At 73.3% G+C, this 20,761-nt stretch carries 21 protein-coding genes and 1 tRNA gene; 8 read left to right on the forward strand and 14 right to left on the reverse strand.

Features of this window, described 5'->3' with window-relative positions:
* The coding region (locus EBO15_RS03925; RefSeq protein WP_122192916.1) for a FecCD family ABC transporter permease at positions 1-786 on the reverse strand (786 nt) is incomplete at its 3' end.
* A complete protein-coding gene (locus EBO15_RS03930) occupies positions 783-1,769 on the reverse strand; it encodes a FecCD family ABC transporter permease (RefSeq protein ID WP_233615919.1) in 987 nt (328 codons plus the stop codon). The genes EBO15_RS03925 and EBO15_RS03930, both read right to left, overlap by 4 nt.
* A gap of 113 nt (positions 1,770-1,882) precedes the next feature.
* Here EBO15_RS03930 and EBO15_RS03935 point away from each other — a divergent pair, with 113 nt between their 5' ends.
* Both EBO15_RS03935 and EBO15_RS03940 read left to right on the forward strand, forming a co-directional pair.
* The gene (locus EBO15_RS03935) at positions 1,883-2,911 is read left to right on the forward strand and encodes an ABC transporter substrate-binding protein (protein ID WP_122192918.1); all 1,029 of its coding nucleotides are present in this window, start codon (positions 1,883-1,885) and stop codon (positions 2,909-2,911) included.
* 4 nt (positions 2,912-2,915) lie between these two features.
* On the forward strand, positions 2,916-3,713 hold the full coding sequence (locus EBO15_RS03940; protein ID WP_122192919.1) for a siderophore-interacting protein: 798 nt from the start codon (positions 2,916-2,918) through the stop codon (positions 3,711-3,713).
* A gap of 4 nt (positions 3,714-3,717) precedes the next feature.
* Here the strand turns inward: EBO15_RS03940 and EBO15_RS03945 are convergent, their stop codons facing one another.
* Positions 3,718-4,728 carry a WD40 repeat domain-containing protein gene (locus tag EBO15_RS03945; RefSeq protein WP_147481372.1) on the reverse strand — a complete coding sequence of 337 codons (1,011 nt, stop codon included), beginning with the start codon at positions 4,726-4,728 and terminating at the stop codon, positions 3,718-3,720.
* A gap of 77 nt (positions 4,729-4,805) precedes the next feature.
* Here EBO15_RS03945 and EBO15_RS03950 point away from each other — a divergent pair, with 77 nt between their 5' ends.
* Positions 4,806-5,357, forward strand: a complete 552-nt coding sequence (locus EBO15_RS03950; RefSeq protein WP_122192921.1) for a GNAT family N-acetyltransferase — start codon at positions 4,806-4,808, stop codon at positions 5,355-5,357.
* On the opposite strand, the gene EBO15_RS03955 is transcribed toward EBO15_RS03950, so the two are convergent.
* The gene (locus EBO15_RS03955) at positions 5,352-5,792 is read right to left on the reverse strand and encodes a hypothetical protein (RefSeq protein WP_122192922.1); all 441 of its coding nucleotides are present in this window, start codon (positions 5,790-5,792) and stop codon (positions 5,352-5,354) included. The genes EBO15_RS03950 and EBO15_RS03955 overlap by 6 nt on opposite strands.
* Before the next feature lie 212 nt (positions 5,793-6,004).
* Between EBO15_RS03955 and EBO15_RS03960 the strand changes: the two genes are divergently transcribed.
* Entirely contained in the window at positions 6,005-8,995 is a 2,991-nt protein-coding gene (locus EBO15_RS03960) for an AAA domain-containing protein (RefSeq protein WP_233615920.1), read from the forward strand.
* Positions 8,996-9,063: 68 nt separating this feature from the next.
* Here the strand turns inward: EBO15_RS03960 and EBO15_RS03965 are convergent, their stop codons facing one another.
* The gene (locus EBO15_RS03965) at positions 9,064-9,567 is read right to left on the reverse strand and encodes a nuclear transport factor 2 family protein (RefSeq protein WP_122193031.1); all 504 of its coding nucleotides are present in this window, start codon (positions 9,565-9,567) and stop codon (positions 9,064-9,066) included.
* An 81-nt stretch (positions 9,568-9,648) separates the two neighbouring features.
* On the opposite strand from EBO15_RS03965, the gene EBO15_RS03970 reads away from it, so the two are divergent.
* Both EBO15_RS03970 and EBO15_RS03975 read left to right on the forward strand, forming a co-directional pair.
* On the forward strand, positions 9,649-10,047 hold the full coding sequence (locus EBO15_RS03970) for a winged helix-turn-helix transcriptional regulator (protein WP_122192924.1): 399 nt from the start codon (positions 9,649-9,651) through the stop codon (positions 10,045-10,047).
* A gap of 122 nt (positions 10,048-10,169) precedes the next feature.
* Positions 10,170-11,798 (forward strand): long-chain fatty acid--CoA ligase, encoded by a 1,629-nt coding sequence (locus tag EBO15_RS03975; protein ID WP_233615921.1) that lies wholly within the window; start codon positions 10,170-10,172, stop codon positions 11,796-11,798.
* A 29-nt stretch (positions 11,799-11,827) separates the two neighbouring features.
* On the opposite strand, the gene EBO15_RS03980 is transcribed toward EBO15_RS03975, so the two are convergent.
* Together EBO15_RS03980 and EBO15_RS03985 are read right to left on the reverse strand one after the other, a co-directional pair.
* A complete protein-coding gene (locus EBO15_RS03980; protein ID WP_122192925.1) occupies positions 11,828-12,448 on the reverse strand; it encodes a TetR/AcrR family transcriptional regulator in 621 nt (206 codons plus the stop codon).
* The gene (locus EBO15_RS03985; protein ID WP_122192926.1) at positions 12,445-13,017 is read right to left on the reverse strand and encodes a TetR/AcrR family transcriptional regulator; all 573 of its coding nucleotides are present in this window, start codon (positions 13,015-13,017) and stop codon (positions 12,445-12,447) included. The genes EBO15_RS03980 and EBO15_RS03985 overlap by 4 nt, the downstream gene beginning before the upstream one ends.
* Positions 13,018-13,137: 120 nt before the next feature.
* On the opposite strand from EBO15_RS03985, the gene EBO15_RS03990 reads away from it, so the two are divergent.
* The gene (locus EBO15_RS03990) at positions 13,138-14,544 is read left to right on the forward strand and encodes an MFS transporter (protein ID WP_122192927.1); all 1,407 of its coding nucleotides are present in this window, start codon (positions 13,138-13,140) and stop codon (positions 14,542-14,544) included.
* A gap of 52 nt (positions 14,545-14,596) precedes the next feature.
* Here EBO15_RS03990 and EBO15_RS03995 read toward each other — a convergent pair whose 3' ends face one another.
* From EBO15_RS03995 to EBO15_RS04005, 3 genes are all read right to left on the reverse strand, one after another.
* Positions 14,597-14,851, reverse strand: coding sequence for a DUF2510 domain-containing protein (locus EBO15_RS03995; RefSeq protein ID WP_122192928.1), 255 nt, complete (start codon positions 14,849-14,851; stop codon positions 14,597-14,599).
* Positions 14,852-14,899: 48 nt separating this feature from the next.
* Positions 14,900-15,898, reverse strand: coding sequence for a phosphodiester glycosidase family protein (locus tag EBO15_RS04000; protein WP_122192929.1), 999 nt, complete (start codon positions 15,896-15,898; stop codon positions 14,900-14,902).
* A gap of 108 nt (positions 15,899-16,006) precedes the next feature.
* Positions 16,007-16,082: transfer RNA gene (locus EBO15_RS04005), tRNA-Asn, on the reverse strand.
* A 153-nt stretch (positions 16,083-16,235) separates the two neighbouring features.
* On the opposite strand from EBO15_RS04005, the gene EBO15_RS04010 reads away from it, so the two are divergent.
* Positions 16,236-16,622, forward strand: a complete 387-nt coding sequence (locus tag EBO15_RS04010) for a hypothetical protein (RefSeq protein ID WP_122192930.1) — start codon at positions 16,236-16,238, stop codon at positions 16,620-16,622.
* Between the two features lie 48 nt (positions 16,623-16,670).
* Here EBO15_RS04010 and EBO15_RS04015 read toward each other — a convergent pair whose 3' ends face one another.
* The 4 genes from EBO15_RS04015 to EBO15_RS04030 all read right to left on the reverse strand — a co-directional run bounded on the left by EBO15_RS04015 (position 16,671) and on the right by EBO15_RS04030 (position 20,574).
* The gene (locus tag EBO15_RS04015; protein WP_122192931.1) at positions 16,671-17,168 is read right to left on the reverse strand and encodes a hypothetical protein; all 498 of its coding nucleotides are present in this window, start codon (positions 17,166-17,168) and stop codon (positions 16,671-16,673) included.
* A 65-nt stretch (positions 17,169-17,233) separates the two neighbouring features.
* Entirely contained in the window at positions 17,234-18,562 is a 1,329-nt protein-coding gene (locus tag EBO15_RS04020; RefSeq protein ID WP_122192932.1) for an MGH1-like glycoside hydrolase domain-containing protein, read from the reverse strand.
* A gap of 151 nt (positions 18,563-18,713) precedes the next feature.
* Positions 18,714-19,907 (reverse strand): DUF475 domain-containing protein, encoded by a 1,194-nt coding sequence (locus EBO15_RS04025; protein WP_122192933.1) that lies wholly within the window; start codon positions 19,905-19,907, stop codon positions 18,714-18,716.
* Between the two features lie 100 nt (positions 19,908-20,007).
* Positions 20,008-20,574 carry a TerD family protein gene (locus tag EBO15_RS04030; RefSeq protein WP_122192934.1) on the reverse strand — a complete coding sequence of 189 codons (567 nt, stop codon included), beginning with the start codon at positions 20,572-20,574 and terminating at the stop codon, positions 20,008-20,010.
* Positions 20,575-20,761: the final 187 nt, after the last annotated feature.

Consider the following 20,761-nt stretch of genomic DNA (forward strand, 5'->3'; position numbering starts at 1 on the left):
GGCGGCGGCAGCGGCGAGCGAGGCGAGCAGGACGGCGACCGCGAGCAGCGCGCCGCGCACCCGGCCGACGGGGACGCCGAGCGCGCGTGCGGCCTCGTCGCCCATTTCGAGCGTCCGCAGCGCGCGCCCGCACGAGGCGGTGACGGCGACCGCGAGCGCCAGGGCCGCGAGGACGGGCGCGGCCTGCTTCCAGTCGCGTCCGTCCAGGCTGCCGGTCAACCACAGGACGGCGCGCGCGGCATCGGTGACCTGCGCCTTCGTCAGCAGGTAGCCGTTCACGCCGGTGAGGATCGCGGCGACGCCGACGCCCACGAGGACGAGCCGCTGCCCATGCGCGCCGTGCCGTCCGGTGAGCAGGACGATGAGCGCGCCGGTCAGCGTCCCGCCGGTCACCGCGCCGGCCGCGAGCCCGACCCCGCTCCCGCCCGCGAGGACGGTCGCGACGAGCACGCCCGTGGCCGACCCCTGCGTGAATCCGAGCAGGTCGGGGCTGCCGAGCGGGTTCCGTGACAGGGACTGGAACAGCGCGCCCGCCAGGCCGAGCGCCGCGCCGACGGCGAGCGCGGTGGCGGCGCGCGGCAGCCGCAGCCGGTTGACGATGAAGTCGGTGGACGCGTCGCCGCGTCCGAGCAGCGCCCGCACGACGTCGCCGAAGCCCACCGGGTAGTCGCCGCCGCCGATCGCGAAGACGCTCACGACGACGGCCACGGCGGCGAACGCGGCCGCGACCAGCACCGCGCGCGGGCTGTAGCGCAGCGAGACGCCGCCCGCCCTCAGCGCGTTCACAGCGCCACCGCCTTCCGCCGCCGGACGAAGTGGAGGAAGAACGGCCCGCCGAGGACCACGGTCAGGACGCCGACCGGCACCTCGCCCGGACGCGCGACGACGCGTCCGAGGACGTCGGCGGTGAGCATCAGCACGGGCGCGGCGAGCGCGCTGTACGGAAGCAGAAACCGCAGGTCAGGGCCGGTGACGGCGCGGACGAGATGCGGCACCATGAGGCCGAGGAACGCGACCGGCCCGCACGCCGCCGTCGCCGCGCCGCACAGCAGCGTGACGGCGGCGATCCCGGCGCCGCGCACCAGGGCGGGCCGCGCGCCGAGGGCCCGCGCCGTGTCGTCGCCCATCGCGAGCGTGTTCAGCGGACGGGCCAGCGCGACCGCGAGCACGACGCCCACCAGGACGAACGGCGCGACCGTCCGCACGGTCGAGGCCTGCGCGGCGGCGAGGCTGCCGACCGTCCAGAAGCGCATCCGGTCGAGGGACGCCGTGTCGAGCAGTTCGACGGCGCTGACGTACGAGGCGAGCGCGGCGCTGACGGCCGCGCCCGCGAGCGTGAGCCGCGCCGGGGTCGCGCGGCGACCGCCGCCGATCCCGTAGAGCAGGACGGCGACGATCCCCGCCCCGGCGAACGCGAACCACACGTACCCGGAGAACGAGGTGACGCCGAGGAACGAGATCGCCGTGACGACCGCCGCGGACGCCCCGACGTTGATGCCGAGCAGCCCGGGATCGGCGAGCGGGTTGCGCGTGAGGGCCTGCATGAGCGCGCCCGCGAGGCCGAGCGCCGCGCCCGCGACGAGCCCGAGCGCCGTGCGCGGCAGCCGCATCCGATGGACGACCGTGTACGCCTCCGTCCCCGAGTCGGTGAGGCCGCGCCACACCTCGGACGGTCCGAGCGGGCGCGCCCCGACGGCCAGGCTGAGCGCGGCGACCGCCGCCAGCAGGACGGCGGCGAGGGCGAACCGCCGTACGAAGGTGAACGTCACGGGCGACTCCTCGGGGGACCTGGACAAAAACTTAGGTTAGGTTAACCTAAGTTCTGCCTATCGGACCGATAGGCGATCCTGCGGCCCATCCCCGATCCCGGAGAACGCACGACATGACGAACCTCGCCTCCTCCCACCTGTCCCGGCGCGGCCTGCTCGGCGCCGGCGGAGCGCTCGCCCTCGGAGCCGTCCTCACCGCGTGCGGCGGCGGCCGCGACGGCACCGCGAACGCGTCCGACGACGGAGGGGCCTGGTCCTTCACCGACGACCGCGGCCAGAAGGCGGAGGCGGCGTCCCGTCCGCGCCGCGTCGTCGCCTACGTCGGCGCCGCCGCCGCGCTCTGGGACTTCGGCGTCACCGACCGCATCGTCGGCGTCTACGGCCCGGCCAGGCTCAAGGACGGCGGCCGCGACCCGCAGGTCGGCGACGTCGACATCAGCAAGGTCGAGATCATCGGCAACGCCTACGGCGAGTTCAACATCGAGAAGTACGCGGCGCTGCGCCCCGAGCTGCTCGTCGACCACATGTTCGTCAAGCCGAACCTGTTCTACGTCCCCGCCGAGAGCAAGGACAAGATCTTCAAGCTGGCCCCCGGCGTCGGCGTCCAGACCGGGGACACCACGCTCACCACCCCGATCGAGCACTACGCCGCCCTCGCCGTCGCGCTCGGCGCGGACCTGAGGTCCCCCGCCAACACCGCCGCCAAGAACCGCTTCGACAAGGCCGTCACGTCACTGCGCCTGGCCGCCGCCGCGAACAAGGGCCTGAGGGTGCTCGCCGCGTCCGCCAGCCCGAACCTGTTCTACGCCTCGTCCCCCGCGAAGAACGCCGACCTGCGCTTCCTCAAGGACCTCGGCGTCGAGGTCATCGCCCCCGGCAAGCTCGACCAGGCGGGCTACTTCGAGTCGCTGAGCTGGGAGAACGCCGACAAGTACAAGGCCGACGTCATCCTTCTGGACGCCCGCACCCAGGCCCTCCAGCCCAAGGACCTCGGGTCCAGGCCTTCCTGGGGGAACCTGCCCGCCGTGAAGGCCGACCAGGTCTTCGCGTGGGAACCGGAACCCCGCTTCTCCTACGCGGGCTGCGCCCCGATCATCGAGAGGCTCGCCGAGACCGTCAAGAACGCGAAGAAGGTGGCCTGACCCGATGTTCCGCTTCTTCGACCTGCCCGTGCTCCGCACGGCGCGCCTCGGCCCGTCCATGCTGAGGATCACCTTCGCCTCCCCCGCCGGGTTCCTCTCCGGCGGACGCGACCAGCGCTTCAAGCTGTTCTTCCCGCACCCCCACCAGGACCGCCCCGTCATGCCGGACGTCCCGGACGACGACTGGTTCGCCGCCTGGCGCGCCCTCGACCCCGCCGAACGCGCCGTCATGCGCACCTTCACCGTCCGCGCGCAACGCCCCGGCGAGGTCGACGTCGACTTCGCCCTGCACGGCGACCTCGGCCCCGCGTCCCGCTGGGCGTCCCGCGCCCGCCCGGGCGCCCGCCTCCTCGCCCTCGGCCCGACCGCCCCCGACAGCGGCGGCGTCGAGTTCGCCCCGCCCGCCTCCGCGCAGGCGATCCTCATCGCCGGGGACGAGTCGGCCCTCCCCGCGATCGGCGGCAACCTGGAGTCCCTGCCGTCCGGCGCGTCCGCGCACGTCTACGTCCAGATCTCCCACGAGGACGACCGCCAGGACGACCTCCCCGGCCACGTCACCTGGCTCGTCCGGCACCGCGACGAACCCCTGCTGGACGCCGTCCGGAACGCCCCGGCCGTCGACTACGCCTGGCTCGCGGGCGAGGCCGCCACCGTCCGCGACCTGCGCCGCCACCTCGTCCGCGACCGCGGCATGCCCCGCACCGCCGTCGAGTTCATGGGCTACTGGCGCCGAGGCTCCACCGAGGAGACCCTCCTCACCGAGACCCTCGCCGGCGGCACCCCCCACACCCCCGACGACTGACGCATCAGAGGTATCGGGGCAGGTTCAGGACTTGGACGGTGCCGTTCCGGTCGGAGGTGATGACGACCTGGCGGCCGTCCAGTTCGGTGATGCGGAGAGCGGTGATGGGGTGCTCGCCGCAGGTCGGCTCGGCGAGGAGGCGGCGGGCTTCGAGGTCCCAGGCGCAGACGGTGCCGTCCTCGGAGCCGGTGACGGCGACCGCTCCGCCGTCCAGCACCGTCGCGTCCAGGCAGGTCACGGCGGCGCACGGCACCTCGATCGGGTCCTCCCACTCCCCCGTGGCCAGGCCGCCGACCAGAAGCGTCCGCCCGCCGGACGCCACGACGCGCGGAACCCCGGCGTCCACCAGGGCGAAGTCGCGCAGCTCCACGTCGATGTCGTCGATCTCGAGGAGGAGCGCGTCGTTCTCGATGTCCCAGACGAACACGCGGGCGTCGCCGCCGGGCCCCACCAGGACGGGCCGGTCCTTCAGCGTCCCGGCGGCGACCGCGCTGGACGCGCGGGAGAACGCCTCCAGCGCGTTCACCTCGATCAGATGGTCGTAGGGAGAAGGCGCGTCCGCCGGGTCGGCTTCACCCGGTTCCGCCACCGCCGGATCCCACAACTGGACGGGCGGACCCGACGAGACCCCCACGACGAACCAGGTGCGGCCCCCGACGACGGCCGCCGTCGCCGAGGCCACACCGCCGTCCTCGGCGTACATGCGCACCGCGCCGCTCTCCAGGTCCCACTGCGCGAACCCCTGACGGTCGCCGCCCCCGCCGACCACGATCCGGCCGTCCACCACGGTCGCAGCGAGCGCGGCGAGCTCGGTGTACCCGTCCTCCCCGAACCACGGATCGCCGAGCGCGTGCTCCGTCCAGGTGTCGCGCGCGAGATCCCAGCTGAACGCGCGCAGACTCCGGTCGTGCGTCCCGACCAGGAACGGCCGGCCGTCACGCTCGACGACGTCGAAGTCCCGGATCGCCCCGTCGAAGGGGATCCGGCCGACGGTCACGGTGGGGAGGGGAGGCATGCCCGGATCGTAGGCGACCCACCCCCTCGCGATCACCCCTTTCGGGATCTTCCCGGCGCCCCTGCGATGATCAACTCATGAACACCGAACTTCCCGCACCCCTGGTCACCGGGCTCGGACTCCGGCTGCGCCCCTGGGACGAGGCCGACCTGGACGCCATGGTCACGCTGTTCGACCACCCCGACTTCGCCCGCTGGACGCCGCTCGTGTCGCCCTTCGACCTGGACGCCGCGCGCGCGTACGTCCAGCGGAGCCAGGAGCGCCGCGAGAGCGGGAGCACCCTCCAGCTGGCCGTCACGACCGACGGCCGCGCGCCCCTCGGCGAGGTCCTGTCCATCTCCAGGCTCGACGAGCCGGTCCCCGCGATCGAACTCGCCTACGGCATCGGCGCGGAGCACCGAGGTCAGGCCCTCGCCAGCCGCGCGGTCCGCCTCATGACGGGCCACGCGTACGAGACCCACCCGGGCGCGCGGGTCATCCTGCGGATCGTCGACGAGAACACGGCGAGTCAGCGCGTCGCGCAGGCCACCGGGTTCCACCTCAGCGACGAGGAGCCCGTCACGCGCGAGGTTCCGGGCCGTCCGGCCGCCGTGCTGCGCACCTGGGTCCACCGGCCGGACGCGTCATGAGTCGCCCGGCGTGAGCCGGAGGGTGGCGGCGTCAGAGCGGATCGCCACGACCCGGACCGTCAGCATCGTCCGGCCGCTCCCGACCGTGACCGGACCGCTCGGCCCCGCCTCCCCGGACCCCGTCCCGCCGCCCTCGAACGTCCAGCGCATCGACACGCGATCGGGCTCGACGGCCGTGACGACCAGCGGCCCGGCCTCGAAGTGCTCCGCCAGCTCGATCTGGTCCCCGGTGCGGACCCGCACCTCGCAGCGCGCCTCCCGGCACCCCGCCAGGCCCGTCCCCTCCACCGCCCCGTCCTGAACGGACGGCGCCTCGGACGCCCTCGACAACAGCGGAAGCGGCGGACTCGACGACCCGTCCTCCCCGCCCCCGCCACACCCGCCGGCCAACAAGGCCAGCCCGACGACACCCGCGCTGAGAGTACGTGCCCGCATGGCTCCCGCTTCTTCCCGTCACCTGCCGTACTCCCTCCCCGCCCACCCCCGCTCCGACACTCCCCGGAACGCTTTGTGAGCGGGATGTGTCCATAGCCCGCCCCCGCTCTCACACTCTGATCAACTGACGAAGGGTCAACACCGCCGTAAACTCCCCGTACGGCGGCGGAGAGGAGCCCGTATTGGCGGAGAAGCAGGCAGCCCCCTTTCCGGTGACCGAGCTTCTCCGAGCAGTGCGGGCGGAGATCGACGCAACCCTCCAGGACGACCACACGAACGCCGAACGCGTCGCGCTCCAACGCGGCCAGAGGACGGGCGGCTCCGACGACGCCCGCGAGTACGTCTTCGCCTGCCGTACCTGGAAGGACGCGTTCACCGGGAGGGACCTCCTGATCAGGCCGGGTCGCGGCCGGGAGGCGTGGGAGCCCGCGCAGGCGCGCAAGTTGCCGGACGGGAAGGTCCTCGTCACCACGGCGGCCGACCTCGGCTCGGCCGTCCAGGGCGCGACGCTCATCGAGGACGAGACCGCGAGCCTGGACCTGCTCGCGCAGAAACTGGAGTCCGCCGGGGGCAAGGGCGGCCCGATCGACCCCACGTCCGCGGGATGGCTCGTCGGGCGGGGACGCCCGCGCGTCGACCGCTGCCGCACGCCCGAACAGTTCGTCGCCGGTTACCGCGACCTGAGTCTGAACCCCCGGCAGCGCCGGGCGATCGAACAGGCCCTCGCCAGCGAGGTCACCTTCATCTGGGGTCCCCCTGGGACGGGCAAGACCGACGTCGTCACGTCCGTCGTCGAAGGGTGTCACCGGCAGGGGCTGCGCGTGCTGTTCGTGGCCCCGACGCACGTCGCCGTCGACCAGGCGCTCCTGCGCATCTGCGCGACGCTGGAGTCCGAGGAGGGCTTCGCGGACGGCCTCGTGCAGCGGGCGGGCGACATCGCCGTCGAGGCGCTCGCCAGGAAGTACGGCGAGCGGATCAGTCCCGAACGGCTGATCGCGCGCCTCTCGTCCCGGCTGGACGAGCAGATCGGCCTGCGCTCGCGGCAGCTCGCCCAGATCAGCGAGCCCCTCGCGCTCCACGCCGAGCTCGGCACGCTCCAGGTCCTGTGGAACGAGCTGGTCCAGCGCGCGGCCGCGGCCCAGAGCACGGTCATGAGGTCCGAGGCCGCGATCCGGACCGAGGGCGCCGCCGCCGAGGACCTCGTCCGGGCGATCAACGAGACCCCGGAGCCCGGCAGGCTCTTCCACCAGCGCAGACAGGTGAAGCTCGACGAACTGCACCGCCAGTACGCCCAACGGCGGCAGGCCGAGCAGATGGCGATGCAGCGCCGTGCCGCGGCTCAGGCGGAGGAGCGGCGGGTCACCGCGGAGGCGCGCGGCGTCAAGACCCGGCTGGATCTGTTGAAGGCCCGGCTGGAAGGCCAACCTCCCGCGGCACAACTCCAGCAGTTCGCCGACCAGATCGAGGCCGACCTCAAGGAACTCCAGGCGGAGCGGGGCAAGGTGCCGGACGCGGTCCGCGCGCGATGCCGGATCCTGGGCACCACCGTCGCCAAGGCCGTCCAGTCCCGGCGGCTGCTCGACGAGGTCGACGTCGTCGTCCTCGACGAGGCCGGCATGGTGGACCTCCCGTCCGCCTGGCTGACCGCCGGGCTGGCCCGCCGCCGCGTGGTCCTGGCGGGCGACTTCCGCCAACTGCCCGCCGTGACCCGCGGATCGGACAGCCGGACGGCGTCCAAGGACGACAAGGCCCACTCACGGCTGTGGATGGACCGGGACGTGTTCCACGCCGCGGGGCTCGTCGACGCCTCGGGCAGGGTCCGCACGGACGACCGTCTCGTGGCCCTCAACGAGCAGTACCGGATGCGCCCGGCGATCTGCACCCTCGTGAACGAGGTCGCCTACCCCGACTCCCCGCTGCTCACCGGACGCGACGACACGTCCCGGCTGCCGCCGTCACCGCTGATCGACGGCGCGCTCGTCCTGATCGACACCTCGTCCCGGCAGATCGGGAGCGGCGGCCAGAAGGCCCACCTGTCGAACCCGGTGCACGAGGCCGTCATCCACGAACTGATCCGCGGCCTCCAGTACGACACCGTCCTGCCCGCCCGGAAGCAGGACGGCGTCCGGCCCACCGAGCGGATGGCCGTGATCTCCCCCTACGCCGCCCAGAAGCACGCGCTCAAGGGCAGCCTCAAGTACCGCTTCGGCGAGGAGTACGAGGGGCTCGTCGACACCGTCCACCGCTTTCAGGGAAGTCAGCGGCCGCTCGTGGTCATCGACACCGTCGCGGGCGCGGGGAGACGGCCCGGGTACTTCTACGAGGGCACCGGCCTCGCCTCGCACACATGCCGCCTGCTCAACGTCGCGCTGAGCCGCGCCCAAGACCACCTGGTCGTCGTGGCGAACGTGGACTACCTACGCGGGGAGCTTCCCCCGGGCGGCGAGGCCGTCCGGATGCTCGACCGGCTGGAGAGGTTCGCGCAGCGCGTCCCCGTCGACGACCTCGTCCCCGTCCGGGCGGCCGCCGACCTCGGTTCCCTCGCCCCCGAGGACCTCGCCCGTCCGGCCTTCTTCCCCGCCGACGAGGTCGACCGCGCCGTGGCCTGGGACATCGCCCGCGCCACGACGAGCATCGACGTCTACTGCGCGTTCCTCGGAGTCGCGCCGACCAGGAAGTGGCTAAACCCGTTCTCCGAACGGATCCGGGCGGGCGTGCGCGTCACCGTGCACACCCGCCCGGCCGATCCCGCTTCCCGGGAGGAACGCCTGGTCGGTGAACTCCGGGCCGCGGGTTGCGAGGTGATCCCCCGTGACCGCATGCACGAGAAGGTCCTGATCGTGGACGACAGGGTGCTGTGGCACGGATCCCTCAACCTGCTCGCCCATTCCGGCTCGACCGACCTCATGATGCGCGTCACCGACCCGACGTCCTGTGAGCGCGTCAAACGCATCGTGGACCGCGCCCAGATGGACCGCCCCGCCCGAAAGCCGCCCGCCGCAACGCACGACAACGGCGTCCGCCCTGGTCAGATTCACGATGGACGCCTCTACCTCGATGTCTCCTTCGCGGAGAAGGACCAGGCGAAGCGCGCAGCGAAGGCCCGCTGGGACGCCGCCCTGAAGCTGTGGCACGTCCCGGCCGACACCCCCAGGCACCTCGTCGAGCGCTGGCTCCCCGACCAAGGAAACCCCACCAGGTAAGACCGGCCATCGCCGCACCCGAACCACAGGAGGAGGGCGCTACTGCGGTTGGAGCCCGAGCACCACGGTCACACCGGTCCGTCCTCGACACCTCCCCGGTCTCCTGTCGACGGGGCTTCCGAAGAGCCTGCGAGGACGCTCGGGTCGCCGTCGCTCCACACGCTGACCAATGTGCGGCGGGTGAATCGCCAGCCTTCGTTCGTGCGGCGCAGACGGTCCGTGTAGCGCCCCGCTCCGAGGTACTTCTGGCCGCCCTGGCCGACGTGCTGGGCCTGGACGTAGCAGGTGTGCTCGGCCTCGTCTCCGTCCACCTTCACCATGTGGTTGCCGAGAAGGTGCTGGGTGGCCTGGAGGGGTTGCAGCACGAGGGAGATCCGGGCGACGGCGTCCGGGGCCGGCAGCGGTGCGCCGTCGCCCGCGTACTCCCAGGTCGCGTCTTCGGTGAACAGCGATCCGAGTTCTGCCCAGTCCTTGGCGTCCAGGGCGGCGGCGTACCTGGTCGCGACTTCGAGAATGGCGGACCGATCGGTGATCTGCCGCAGAAGTGCTTGTTCCTTCGTTAGCGACGGCATGAGCGGCCTCTTTCCGGTGTTGATCGTCGAAAGCGGTTCCATGGTCCGAAGGCGCAGGCCCGTTGGGAAGAAGGCACTTTCATGTCCCACCGTCACACCGATGTGACACGCCAGGTCGCGGACGCGTGCCCGGTCACGGAGGTTCTGGACCGGGTCGCCGGCAAGTGGAGCATCGGGATCCTGATGGCCGCGGGAGAGGGGCCGGTGCGGTTCACGCAGCTCGAGCGGTCGCTGACCGGCATCAGCCGGCGCATGCTCACGCTGAACCTGCGCAAGCTGGAACGGGACGGCCTGCTCACCCGGACCGTCCACCCGACCGTGCCGCCGAGGGTCGACTACGCCCTCACGCCCTCCGGCGCCGAACTCCGCGAGGCACTGCTGACGCTGACCGGCTGGGCGCGGCGCCATGGCGGCACGATCGCCGTGGCTCAGCAGGCCTACGACCGGGAGCACGCCGTCGATTCCGGCTCCGCGCGTTGAGGGGGACGGGCCAGTACGGCGCCGTCCCGTGCGCGTAAGCGTTCGGGTGTTGCCTACCGACCGGTCGGTATGGTGATATCGGGCACACGTACCGGCCGGTCGGTCCCACCGGGAGGATGGTCGTGATCCCCAGCACCATGCAGGACTTCCCGCTCACGGTCTCCGCGCTCATGCGGCACGGGCGGCTGATCTATCCCGACAGCCAGTGCGTGACGTGGACGGGCGGGCAGGCGCCGCCGCGTCGGGCGGGGTTCGCGGAGATCGCCGGGAACGCGGAACGGCTCGCGGCCGCGCTGACGAGGCTCGGCGTCCGGGCGGGCGACCGCGTCGCGACGTTCGCGTGGAACGACCAGGAGCATTTCGAGGCGTACCTCGCCGTGCCGTCGATGGGCGCGGTGCTGCACACGCTGAACATCCGGCTGTTCCCCGAGCAGCTCGCGCACATCGTGAACCACGCCGAGGACTCCGTGGTCATCGTGGACGACTCGCTCGTCCCGCTGCTCGCGCGGATCGCCGACCGGATGCCGACCGTCCGGCACGTGATCGTCGTCGGGGACGGCGACGCGTCCGCGCTCGGACGTCCCGTCCTGCGGTACCGCGAGCTCCTGGACGCCGAGGAGCCCGGGTTCGCGTGGCCCGAGCTGGACGAGCGGTCGGCGGCGGCGATGTGCTACACGTCCGGGACGACGGGCGACCCGAAGGGCGTCGTGTACTCGCACCGTTCGACGTTCCTGCACGCGCTCGCGGCGAACTCGTCGTCGCTGGTCGGGCCGCGTGAGGACGACCGGGTGCTCGCGATCGTCCCGATGTTCCACGTGAACGCGTGGGGGCTGCCGTACGCGTCGCTGCTGTCCGGCGCGTCCCTGCACATGCCGGGCCGGTTCCTCCAGCCCGAGCATCTGACCGCGTTCATCGCGTCCGAGCGGACGACGGTCGCGTCGGCCGTCCCGACGATCTGGCACGCGATCCTCGACCACGGCGAGCGGCACCCCGTCGACCTGTCGTCGCTGCGGCTGGCGAACTCGGGCGGGGCCGCCGCGCCGCGCTCGCTGCTCGAACGCGCGCACGAGCGGTACGGCCTGCGGATCGTCCAGGGGTGGGGCATGACCGAGACCAGCCCGCTCGGCGGGATGGCGTTCCCGCCGCCCGGGGTCGACCCCGACTCGGCCGAGGACGTGGACTGGCGCATGAAGTCGGGCCGTGTCGCGTCCGGCGTCCAGATGCGGATCACCGACGCCGCCGGCGACGAGCTTCCCTGGGACGGCGAGTCGGTCGGCGAGATCGAGGTCCGCGGCCCCTGGATCACCGGCTCCTACCACCGGGCGGACGCGCCGGAGAAGTTCCACGACGGCTGGCTGCGCACCGGCGACGTCGGCACGATCGACCGCCGCGGCTACTTCCAGATCACCGACCGCGTGAAGGACGTCATCAAGTCGGGCGGCGAGTGGATCTCGTCCGTCGAGCTCGAGGGCCACCTGATGGCGCACCCGGCAGTCGCCGAGGCCGCCGTCATCGGCGTCCCGGACCCGCGCTGGGACGAACGGCCGCTGGCCTGCGTCGTCCTGCGTCCGGACGCGACGGCGACCGCCGCCGAACTGGCCGGGTTCCTGCGCGGGCGCATCGCGAAGTGGCAGGTCCCCGAGTACTGGACGTTCCTGGACGAGGTGCCGAAGACGACCGTCGGCAAGTTCGACAAGAAGCCGCTGCGGGCGGCGCACGCCGCGTCCGAGCTGACGGTCGAACGCCTCTAGGCGCGCGGCGCGGGCGGGCGGGAACGCCTCTAGGCGCGGGCGACGGGGGTGGCGAGGAGGCCGTCGAGGAAGAGGCCGACGTAGTGCTCGCCGATCTCCTCGGCCCTCAGCCGCCCGCCCGGCCGGTACCACGCGCCGATCTGGTGGACGGTCCCGAAGAAGAAGTTCACGACGATGTCGGCGGGCGTCCCGGACCGGAACGTCCCGTCGGCCTGCCCCTCCTCGACCAGCGCGCGGAACCGCTCGTGGTACCGCCGCCGCTCCGCCCGGACGGCCGCCCGCCGCTCCGGGGACAGCAGGTGCGTCGAGCGGAAGAAGACCGTCAGGTCCTCGAGGTTGCCGAACGAGGTGCTCAGGACGTCCACGGCCGCCGCGCGGACGCGCTCCTCGACCGTCCCGGGGCCGTCCGCGATCTCCTCGAGCCGCCGGGTCTGCACGTCGAGCAGCCGGTGGTAGATCTCGTAGAGCAGCTCGTCCTTGGAGCCGTAGTAGTGGTACATCGCGCCCTTGGTGACGCCCGCCGCGGCCACGATCTCCTGGACGGACGTCCCCTCGTAGCCCTTCTCGGCGAACAGCCGGGTCGCGACGGCGACCAGCCGCTCCCGCAGCGTCCCGCCGTCCCGCGGGGGCCCCTCGTCCGGCGGCGTCACGCGGCGCCGCCTTCCCGGAAGAGCGGCAGCAGGACGTCGTCCACGATGCCCTGGATCTCGGCGTCGGTGCGGCGCGGCCGTCCCGCGACGCAGTAGTAGAAGAGCAGGGCGGGCCCGGCGGACGCGGCGCTCTCGGACGCCGTGCCCCCGTGCGCGCGGACGAGCTCGGCGATGCGCTCCTCGCACGGCCGCGTGACGGACACGTGGAACAGCGTGCGCAGCTCGCCCGTGCCGTCGGAGGCCTCGGCGGCGACGGTCTGGAACGCCGTCCCGCGGGAGTCGTTGAGCGCGTGGTCGAAGTAGCGGAGCAGGTCGGTCAGGCCGTCGCGCAGCGGGGTGCCGCCGGGGATCTCGGGCGGCTCGGGAAGCAGGTCGCGCAGCGCGTCGCGGACCAGCTCCTCCTTGTTGTGCCAGCGCCGGTAGAGGGCCGCCTTGCCGGTGCCCGCCGCCGCGGCGACCTTGTTGGTGCTCAGCTTCGCGTAGCCGACGCTGTCGAGCTGCTCGACGACCGCGTCGAGGATCGCCCGGCGCAGTTCCTCTCCGCGCCGCCGGGACGCCGTGACCGTCACCCGTCGTCCCCCTCTCGGACCTCGATCATCGTAGCGCGGGAAATAGTGGACCACCTGGTTCCCTAAACGCCGCTTCCTCCCCTACAGTGAACCACCTGGTTCCCTACTGTGGAGGTCCGCGTGTCACGCGCCACGCTCACGCTCGCCGTGATCGTCTCCTGCGAGCTGATGCTCATGCTGGACGGGACGATCACCAACGTCGCGCTGCCCGGGATCCGGGACGGCCTCGGCCTCTCCCCCGGCGGCCTCGCCTGGGTGAGCAACGCGTTCCTGCTCGCCTACGGCGGCCTCATGCTCCTCGGCGGACGCGCCGGAGACGTCCTCGGCCGCCGCCGCGTCTTCGTCGGCGGCATGGTCCTGTTCACCGCCGCGTCCCTGCTCGGCGGCCTCGCCCAGAACCCCGCCTGGCTCATCGCCGCCCGCGCCGCCCAGGGCGCCGGGGCCGCGCTGGCCGCCCCCAGCACCCTCGCCCTGCTCACGACCAACTTCGACGGCCCCGCCCGGACCCGCGCGCTGAGCGTCTACTCGTCGGTCACCGCGTCCGCGATGACGCTCGGCCTGGTGCTCGGCGGCGTCATCACCTCCACGCTCTCCTGGCGCTGGGTGCTGCTGGTGAACGTCCCCATCGGCGTCCTGGTCGTCGCGCTCACCCCGCGCGTGGTCACCGAGTCCCCGCGTCTCGGCGGACGCTTCGACCTCTCCGGCGCCCTCACCTCGGCGCTGGGCCTCGCCGCCCTCACGCTCGGCCTGGCCGGAGTGGGGAACCGGCCGCTCGCGATCGGCCTCGGCGTCCTCCTGCTGGCGGCGTTCGTGCTGGTCGAGCGGCGGGCCGTCCAGCCGGTCACGCCGCTGCGCCTGTTCGCCGACCGCGCCCGCTCGGCCGCGCTCCTGGCCCTGCTGCTCATCCCGATGACGACGATGAGCGCGCAGTTCCTGATCGTCCAGTACCTGCAGGAGGCCCTCGGCTGGGGAGCGCTGCGCGCGGGCCTGGCGTTCCTCCCCATGGCGTTCGGGATGTTCGTCACCGCCCGCTACGCGCCGCGCGTCATGGGCGCCCTGTCGTCACGCCTCGTCGCGCTGCTCGGGACCGTCCTGATGGCGGGCGGCCTCGCCTGGCTCGCCTTCCTCCCGGAGACGAACGGCTACGCCCTCGGCGTCGCCGGACCGCTTCTGCTCCTCGGCGCGGGGCTCGGGTTCGTCGTCGTCCCGTTCAACATGACCATCATGGCCACGGTCGCGCCCGCCGACTCGGGCGCCGCGGCCGGCCTGCTGCAGACCGCGATGCTGACCGGAGCGTCGATGGGCATCGCGGTGCTCTCCAGCGTCTACGCCTCGTCCGTCGACGGACGCGCGGCGTCCCGGTCCGTCATCGCGGACGGCATGAGCGGCGCGTTCACCGTGGCCACCGTCCTCGCCGCCGTCGCGTTCCTGGTCGTCCTGGCGGCCTTCCGGACGCCCGCTCCCCCGGTCCCGGACGCCCCGCGCGAGCCCGCGCCCGCGCTCGAGGGCGAGAACGGCCGGGTCTGACCCCGTCAGCCCGCGCGGTGCCGAGCGACGATCAGGTTCACCAGCGGCGTGATCAGGACGGCGTTCGGCACCTCGTGGTTGGTGACGAGCACGCCCTTCTCCCGCCCGCGGACGGCACGACCGGCGCAGGCGGCACGACCGGCGCGGACGCCATCGGCGCGGGCGTGGGTGGCGCACCTGGCACGGGTACGGCGTCCGGGGGCGGCGGAGGCGGGGCGGGCTTGGCGTGCTCGGTCCAGACGGCCCCGTCCCACCAGCGGAGCCCTCCCCCGCCGTACGGATCGGAATACCAGCCCGGTCGGCTCATGCCGTCCTCCCACACATATCGGGCCCAGGCTACCGACGCTCGCGGCGGTCAGCGCGGGACGGCCACCAGCACCGTCGCCAGCGCCCACCCCCGGCGTTTGCCGACCAGCGGACGCAGCAACTGCAGCCTGCCGCCGTGGACGGCCGTCTCGTACCTCCCGCAGAAGTCCCGCTGGTAGGTGCGCCCCGAGACCTTCTGGCAGGCGACCGGGCCGCCGTCCAGGTTCAGGGCCAGGCGCAGTCCCAGGCCCGCCCGGGGCAGGTACGCGGCGAGCGAGCGCAGCGAGAAGTAGGCGTCCCTGGTGGTGCCGACGATGATGTTCCCGGTGCGGTCCTGGCCCAGGAAGCTGCGGTTCGCCAGCCACCGCTCGTCCTGCTGGTCGGCCCGTCCGCGGCCGTCCGCGCCGATCAGCATCGGATAGGACACCATCGCCTGCCGCGCCCCGTCGACGGCCTGCCGCCAGTCGCGTCCGGCCAGGTCCACCAGCCGGGTGCCGTCCGGGCCGTCCACGAACGCCCCGTGCGCCGCCTGGTAGGACGCGGGCCCGAGCCGGCGTCCGTCACTGACCACGGGGGTGTCCGGCCTCCCGTGGCGGTCGAAGTAGCTGCCGTTGACGACCAGCGCCGCCCCCGTCGCCTTCATCCACGCGCCGACCCCCCGGTCACCGGCCGGACGGTTCAGCACCCGGAACCGGTACCGGGCCGGGTCGATCCGCGTGAGCAGCAGGGCGTCCACGTGCCTCCCGCCCACCCGGACGGGCTGCTCCGCGACGTCCATCCCCGGCGACGCCTCGCGCCACCGCACCGGCGCCGCCTCGTCGGGCGTCCGCCGCCCCGCCAGCGACAGCCGGATCCCCTCCGACAGGCGCGCGTCGTCCGGCCTCACGTCGATCCACGTGCTGGCCCCGCGCCGCAGCAGCACGTTGATCCCGTACCGGCCGCCCTCCCCGTAGGCGATCGCCACGGCCCCCAGCCCCAGCGCCAGGACGAGCAGCAGAGGCGCGACGACGGCCGCCGGCCACGACCGCAGAAACCCGGACCCGATCATGCCGGTTATGACGCCACCCCGACCGGAACAGTTCGGACCATCCACCACATCGACCCCGAGAACGCCGAAGACCCCGCCTCGTGATCACGAGGCGGGGCCTTCGGAAGATGGCTCCCGCGATTGGACTCGAACCAATAACCTGCCGGTTAACAGCCGGCTGCTCTGCCAATTGAGCTACGCGGGATTGTCCCTTGCCGCCGGGGCTTTCGCTCCCTGGCGACAGGAATACATTAGCGCATCCAGGGAGTGGTTCGCTCCTCCGAATCGGGCGCGGGGGTGAGGCCGACGTGGGCGGGTATGGGTCCGATCACGGTTCGTCGCGTCCTGTGGGGGTGGGATGAGGTACCGGGTTCCGTTCGTGGTCGGGCTCATGGTGGGGTACGTGCTGGGCGCCAGGGCCGGACGCGAGCGGTATGAGCAGATCAGGCGGGCGTCGCGGAAGGTCGCCGGGAGTCCGGCCGTCAAGGGGGCGGCGGGCGCCGTCCGGGAGCGGGCCTCGGACGCCGGGGGGCGGGTCGTCGAGAAGGCCCGCGAGCACGGCGGCCCGGCGCCGAAGGGCTCCGGGCACGGCGCGCACGGCCCGCACCACGAGAAGGCGCACGCGGGGAAGGCGCACGCCCACCGGGGGCGGGGCCGGGGCCGGAAGGGCCGCAGGCACGGAAAGGCCGACGCGGACGCCGAAGCGCCCGGCATGGAGGCCGGGCGGGAGAACGCGGACTTCTAGGGTCTCTCAAAGACCGCGCCCGCAGGGCAGGCGGCTTTGAGTCACGCGTTAGAGACCCGTCTGGCGGCGGAGGTCCTCCAGGACCTGTTCGGCCTGGGCGCGGAGGCCCGGGTCGTCCGGGTCGAGGCCCGGGTCGAAGACGAAGGTCCAGCGGACGGCGCCGCCGCCCGGCGGACGGCGCCCGGCGATGCGGACGCCGCCTCCGTTCGGAAGCTGCGCGTGCTGGGACACGGCCACGGTCGAGGTGACGCGCTCGCGGACGGTCTCCGGGACGGATCCGGGATCCGACAGGCGGACGTGGTGCTCCGGGCCGCCCAGGGTCTCCTGGACGTGGAGCCAGCCGTCCTTCCAGGAGGCCTGGTCGACCTGTTCCCAGGGGACGCGGGCCAGGCCGTCCTCGGTCGGGACGTAGAGGGCCCGGGTCGTGGCGACGACGTGGGATCCGCCGCGGGTCCCGGCGGCGGCGAGCACGCGGTCGCCGCGCGGAAGGTCCAGGGCGGCGCGGACGTCCGCGGGGAGGGCTCGGTTCGACCGGGGCAGGCGCATGATCCCAGCGTAGTCGGCGGCGGGCCGGGCGGACCGCCGGGCGGGCGCGCCCGGCGGGCGAGCCGTCAGGCGGCTCTGGGGGCCCGGCGGGCGCCGAGGAGGTCCAGGACGAGGGCGGCGGACCAGCTGTGGTCGTGGCCGCCGCGGCCCGTCCCGTCGAAGGGGTCGAAGAACTCGCGGAAGCCCGACTGCCGGACGAGGCGGAGGGTGGACCCGTACAGCAGGTCCGCGACGACGGTGTGCCCGTGGGCGAGGGCGCCGTGCCAGACGAGCCAGTTGGTGTTGATCCAGGTGGGGCCGCGCCAGTGGCCGCCGCGGTCGAAGGCGGGCGCCTGGATGTCGCAGGTGGGGACGGGGTATCCGGCCGCCCCGGCGAAGCGCGCGGACAGCAGCAGGTCGACGAGGCGCCGGACGTTCGCGGCGGGGAGGTCCGGGTCCAGGAGGGGCGCGAACGACGCGATGGTGACGACCGGGAGGAGGCGGCCGTCGCGGAGGTCGCGGGCGCGGAAGCAGCCCTGTTCGGCGTCCCAGAGGTGGTCCAGGAGGGCCGCGTGGACGCGTTCGGCGCGGGCGCGGTGCGGGGCCGGGTCGGCGCCCGCGAGCACGGCGATCTCGGCCAGGGCGTGCTCGGACACGAGGTAGGCGGCGTTGAAGAGCGGGTCCTCGATGACGAACGGGTGGTCGTCGCGGATGTAGGCGGGGTCGTAGTCACGCGCGCGCAGGAGGGCGACCAGGTGGACGTACCGGTCGTAGTCCTCGCCTGTAGGCAGGTCCCGTGGGGTGCGGCCCGGCGAGTAGGCGGCGGGCGGGAGGCGGAGGGCTCCCAGTGGACGGTCCCAGGCGGGGCTGTTGTCCAGGCCGGATTCCCAGGGGTGGCATATGGCGACCAGGCCCGAACCGGAGAGGTCGCGGGCCTCGGCCAGGTAGCGGTGCTGGGCGGCCAGGCGCGGATAGAGGACGCGCAGGAAGTCGCGGCTGCGTTCCGCTTCCGGTGGGGACGCGCTCTCGTGCAGGCGCAGCGCGGCGAGCGCTTGCAAGGGCGGCGAGGTGAGGCCGGACGTCCGGACGCCCTGCGGGGCGTGGCGCGAGACGCTGCCGCGATGCCACAGCCCGGCGTCCGGGAAGTAGCCGTTCCGGGGCAGGGTGTCGTTGAACACCAGGTGCGGGAGCAGGCCGTCCGCCCACTGGCCGCGGAACAGCGACCGCAGCTCCCGCTCGGCGCGGTCGCGGCGGTGCCGGGCGAGCCCCATCACGGCGAACGCCGAGTCGAGGCTCCACTGGTGCGGATACAGGCCCGGTGAGGGGACGGTCGCCGTCCCCGTCCAGTTGGCGTCCAGGACCCGCGCCGCGGCCTGCCACAGCGCGGTCTCGTCGCCGGTGAGACGGGAGCTCATGGGTGTCGCATGTCCTCCCGGGGGCGGTGCGGTTACCGCGATTGTGAACCCTGGAAGGCGTCCCGACGACCCTTGGCGGCACGTAGCTTGTCTTCGCCTGACCCGCCTCGCCCGTGATCGACCACTGCCGGCGGCCGCCGGCGCGCGGCCGCTACGGCATTCCCCCAGGCCGGACGGCCTTCTCGTCCTCCTCGAGCGCGGCGATCTCCTGCTCGGAGGGCTCCCCGCCCGCGGGCTCGGGGGAGGATTCCACGGACTCGGCGGCCGTCTCGCGGCGGTTGCGGACGACCGAGGACAGGAACGACACCAGGATCAGGCCCGCGCCGATGCCGCCGGTCACCCAGTCCGGCAGCTCGTGCCCGATGCTGATCATCATGCAGACCGACAGCGCGCCGATCGCCCAGTGCGCGCCGTGCTCGAGGTACTCGTACTCGTGCAGGGTGCCCTTGCGGACGAGGTAGACCGTCAGGGACCGGATGTACATCGCGCCGACGCCGAGGCCGAGCGCGATGACGATCGGATCGGTGCTGATCGCGAACGCGCCGATCACGCCGTCGAACGAGAACGACGCGTCCAGGACCTCCAGGTACAGGAACAGGAAGAACCCGGCCTTGCCGACCGCGAGCGCGGCGCTGCTCGGGCCGCCGCGGCGCGCGGGGGCCGCGCCGGCCTCCTGGCCCGCCTCCCCGGCCTCCCCGGCCTCGTCCGCCTCCTCGTCGTCGCTCACGTCCGAGAACAGCGCGCCGAGGCCCTCCACCAGGATGTAGGTGATCATGCCGAGGACTCCGGCGATCATCACCTCGGCGGGGTCGTCGGCGACCAGGCCGGACACCAGCGCGAGCACGCCGCCGGTGACCACGACGGGCAGCTGGTCGAGCCGTCCCATCCGGGCCAGGAAGCGCTCGGGCGGGCCGAGCCAGCGCAGCTCGCGCTCCTCGAACACCCAGTTCAGGAACAGCATGAGCAGGAACGCCCCGCCGAACCCGGCGATCATCGGGTACGCGTCCCGCATGATCGTCTCGTAGCGGTGCGGCTCGGACAGCGCCAGGTCGAACGCCCTCATCGGGCTCAACTTGGCCGTCAGCGCCACGATGACCAGCGGGAACAGCAGCCGCATGCCGAACACCGCGACCGCGATGCCGACGGTCAGGAAGATCTTCTGCCAGAACGGCGACATGCGGTCGAGCACCTTGGCGTTCACCACGGCGTTGTCGAACGACAGCGAGATCTCCAGGACCGCGAGGATCGCCACGAGGGCGAGCGCTCCGGGCCCCTGGTAGGCCAGGGCGACGAGCATGGCCACCCCGGTGAGGGCGGCGGACCAGCCGAACGTGCGAAGGATCATGCGCCCGGTTTCCGTGTCGAGGGTCGGTGGGGGGTGCGGCCCGAGGGCCGGTGGGAAACGGTGCGGCCCGAAGGCCGGGGCCGGTGGGGAACGGTGCGGTTCATCGGACCGGCAGACCGTGCTCGTGGACGATCTCCCGCAGCCCGCCGGGGTAGCCCCGGCCGACCGCGCGGAACGTCCAGCCTGCGGCCCCGCGGTCCAGCTCGCCGAGCAGGACCGCCGTGGCGGGGTCGTCGGCGCGGCGGGCGGGCAGGTCGTAGCGGGCCAGCTCGGCGCCGTCCGGACGCCGGGACAGCCGGACGCGCACCGCCCGGACCTGCCCGAGGCGCTGCTCCCGGTTCTCGGCGTCGAAGATCGAGACGGGGAAGGCGATGCGGGCGCAGCGGTCCGGGACGGCGGCGAGGTCCACGTCGATGATCTCGCCGGGGCCGTCCGGGGCCGGTCCTCGGTGCTCGACCGAGCCGTCCGGGCTGCGCGGGTTGTTGAAGTACACGAAGTGATCCTCGGACAGGACGGCGCCCGCGTCGTCCAGCATCAGGGCCGCCGCGTCGACGTCGAAGTCGGCGCGCGGGTCCCCGGGCGGCGTCCATCCGAAACCCACCGACAGGGCGGGCGGGGCGGATCCGGGCAGGGGGACGCCGACTCCCCCGGTGAGCGGAACAGCCATGACGGACCACTTCCTCGGAGTCGGCGAACCGGCCGCCGGCCGCGGCGGGCCGGCCGGCGCCGACGACGGGACGTTCTTCGACGCACTCGCGATGCTATCCGCTCCGGCCGGGATCGGCTCGCCCGCATGATCATCCGGAGCGGGCCGCCCGGTCACGCGATGCCGGTCATGCGAGGCCGGTCATGCG

Origin of the sequence: Actinomadura harenae, from assembly GCF_003696215.1 — a bacterium.
GTDB classification, from domain to species: Bacteria; Actinomycetota; Actinomycetes; order Streptosporangiales; family Streptosporangiaceae; genus Spirillospora; species Spirillospora harenae.

Coding starts and splice junctions, on each gene's coding strand:
- EBO15_RS03935 (WP_122192918.1), top strand. CDS start 1,883: ATGACGAACCTCGCCTCCTCCCACCTGTCCCGGCGCGGCCTGCTCGGC.
- EBO15_RS03940 (WP_122192919.1), top strand. CDS start 2,916: ATGTTCCGCTTCTTCGACCTGCCCGTGCTCCGCACGGCGCGCCTCGGC.
- EBO15_RS03945 (WP_147481372.1), bottom strand. CDS start 4,728: ATGCCTCCCCTCCCCACCGTGACCGTCGGCCGGATCCCCTTCGACGGG.
- EBO15_RS03950 (WP_122192921.1), top strand. CDS start 4,806: ATGAACACCGAACTTCCCGCACCCCTGGTCACCGGGCTCGGACTCCGG.
- EBO15_RS03955 (WP_122192922.1), bottom strand. CDS start 5,792: ATGCGGGCACGTACTCTCAGCGCGGGTGTCGTCGGGCTGGCCTTGTTG.
- EBO15_RS03965 (WP_122193031.1), bottom strand. CDS start 9,567: ATGCCGTCGCTAACGAAGGAACAAGCACTTCTGCGGCAGATCACCGAT.
- EBO15_RS03970 (WP_122192924.1), top strand. CDS start 9,649: ATGTCCCACCGTCACACCGATGTGACACGCCAGGTCGCGGACGCGTGC.
- EBO15_RS03995 (WP_122192928.1), bottom strand. CDS start 14,851: ATGAGCCGACCGGGCTGGTATTCCGATCCGTACGGCGGGGGAGGGCTC.
- EBO15_RS04000 (WP_122192929.1), bottom strand. CDS start 15,898: ATGATCGGGTCCGGGTTTCTGCGGTCGTGGCCGGCGGCCGTCGTCGCG.
- EBO15_RS04010 (WP_122192930.1), top strand. CDS start 16,236: ATGAGGTACCGGGTTCCGTTCGTGGTCGGGCTCATGGTGGGGTACGTG.
- EBO15_RS04015 (WP_122192931.1), bottom strand. CDS start 17,168: ATGCGCCTGCCCCGGTCGAACCGAGCCCTCCCCGCGGACGTCCGCGCC.
- EBO15_RS04020 (WP_122192932.1), bottom strand. CDS start 18,562: ATGAGCTCCCGTCTCACCGGCGACGAGACCGCGCTGTGGCAGGCCGCG.
- EBO15_RS04025 (WP_122192933.1), bottom strand. CDS start 19,907: ATGATCCTTCGCACGTTCGGCTGGTCCGCCGCCCTCACCGGGGTGGCC.
- EBO15_RS04030 (WP_122192934.1), bottom strand. CDS start 20,574: ATGGCTGTTCCGCTCACCGGGGGAGTCGGCGTCCCCCTGCCCGGATCC.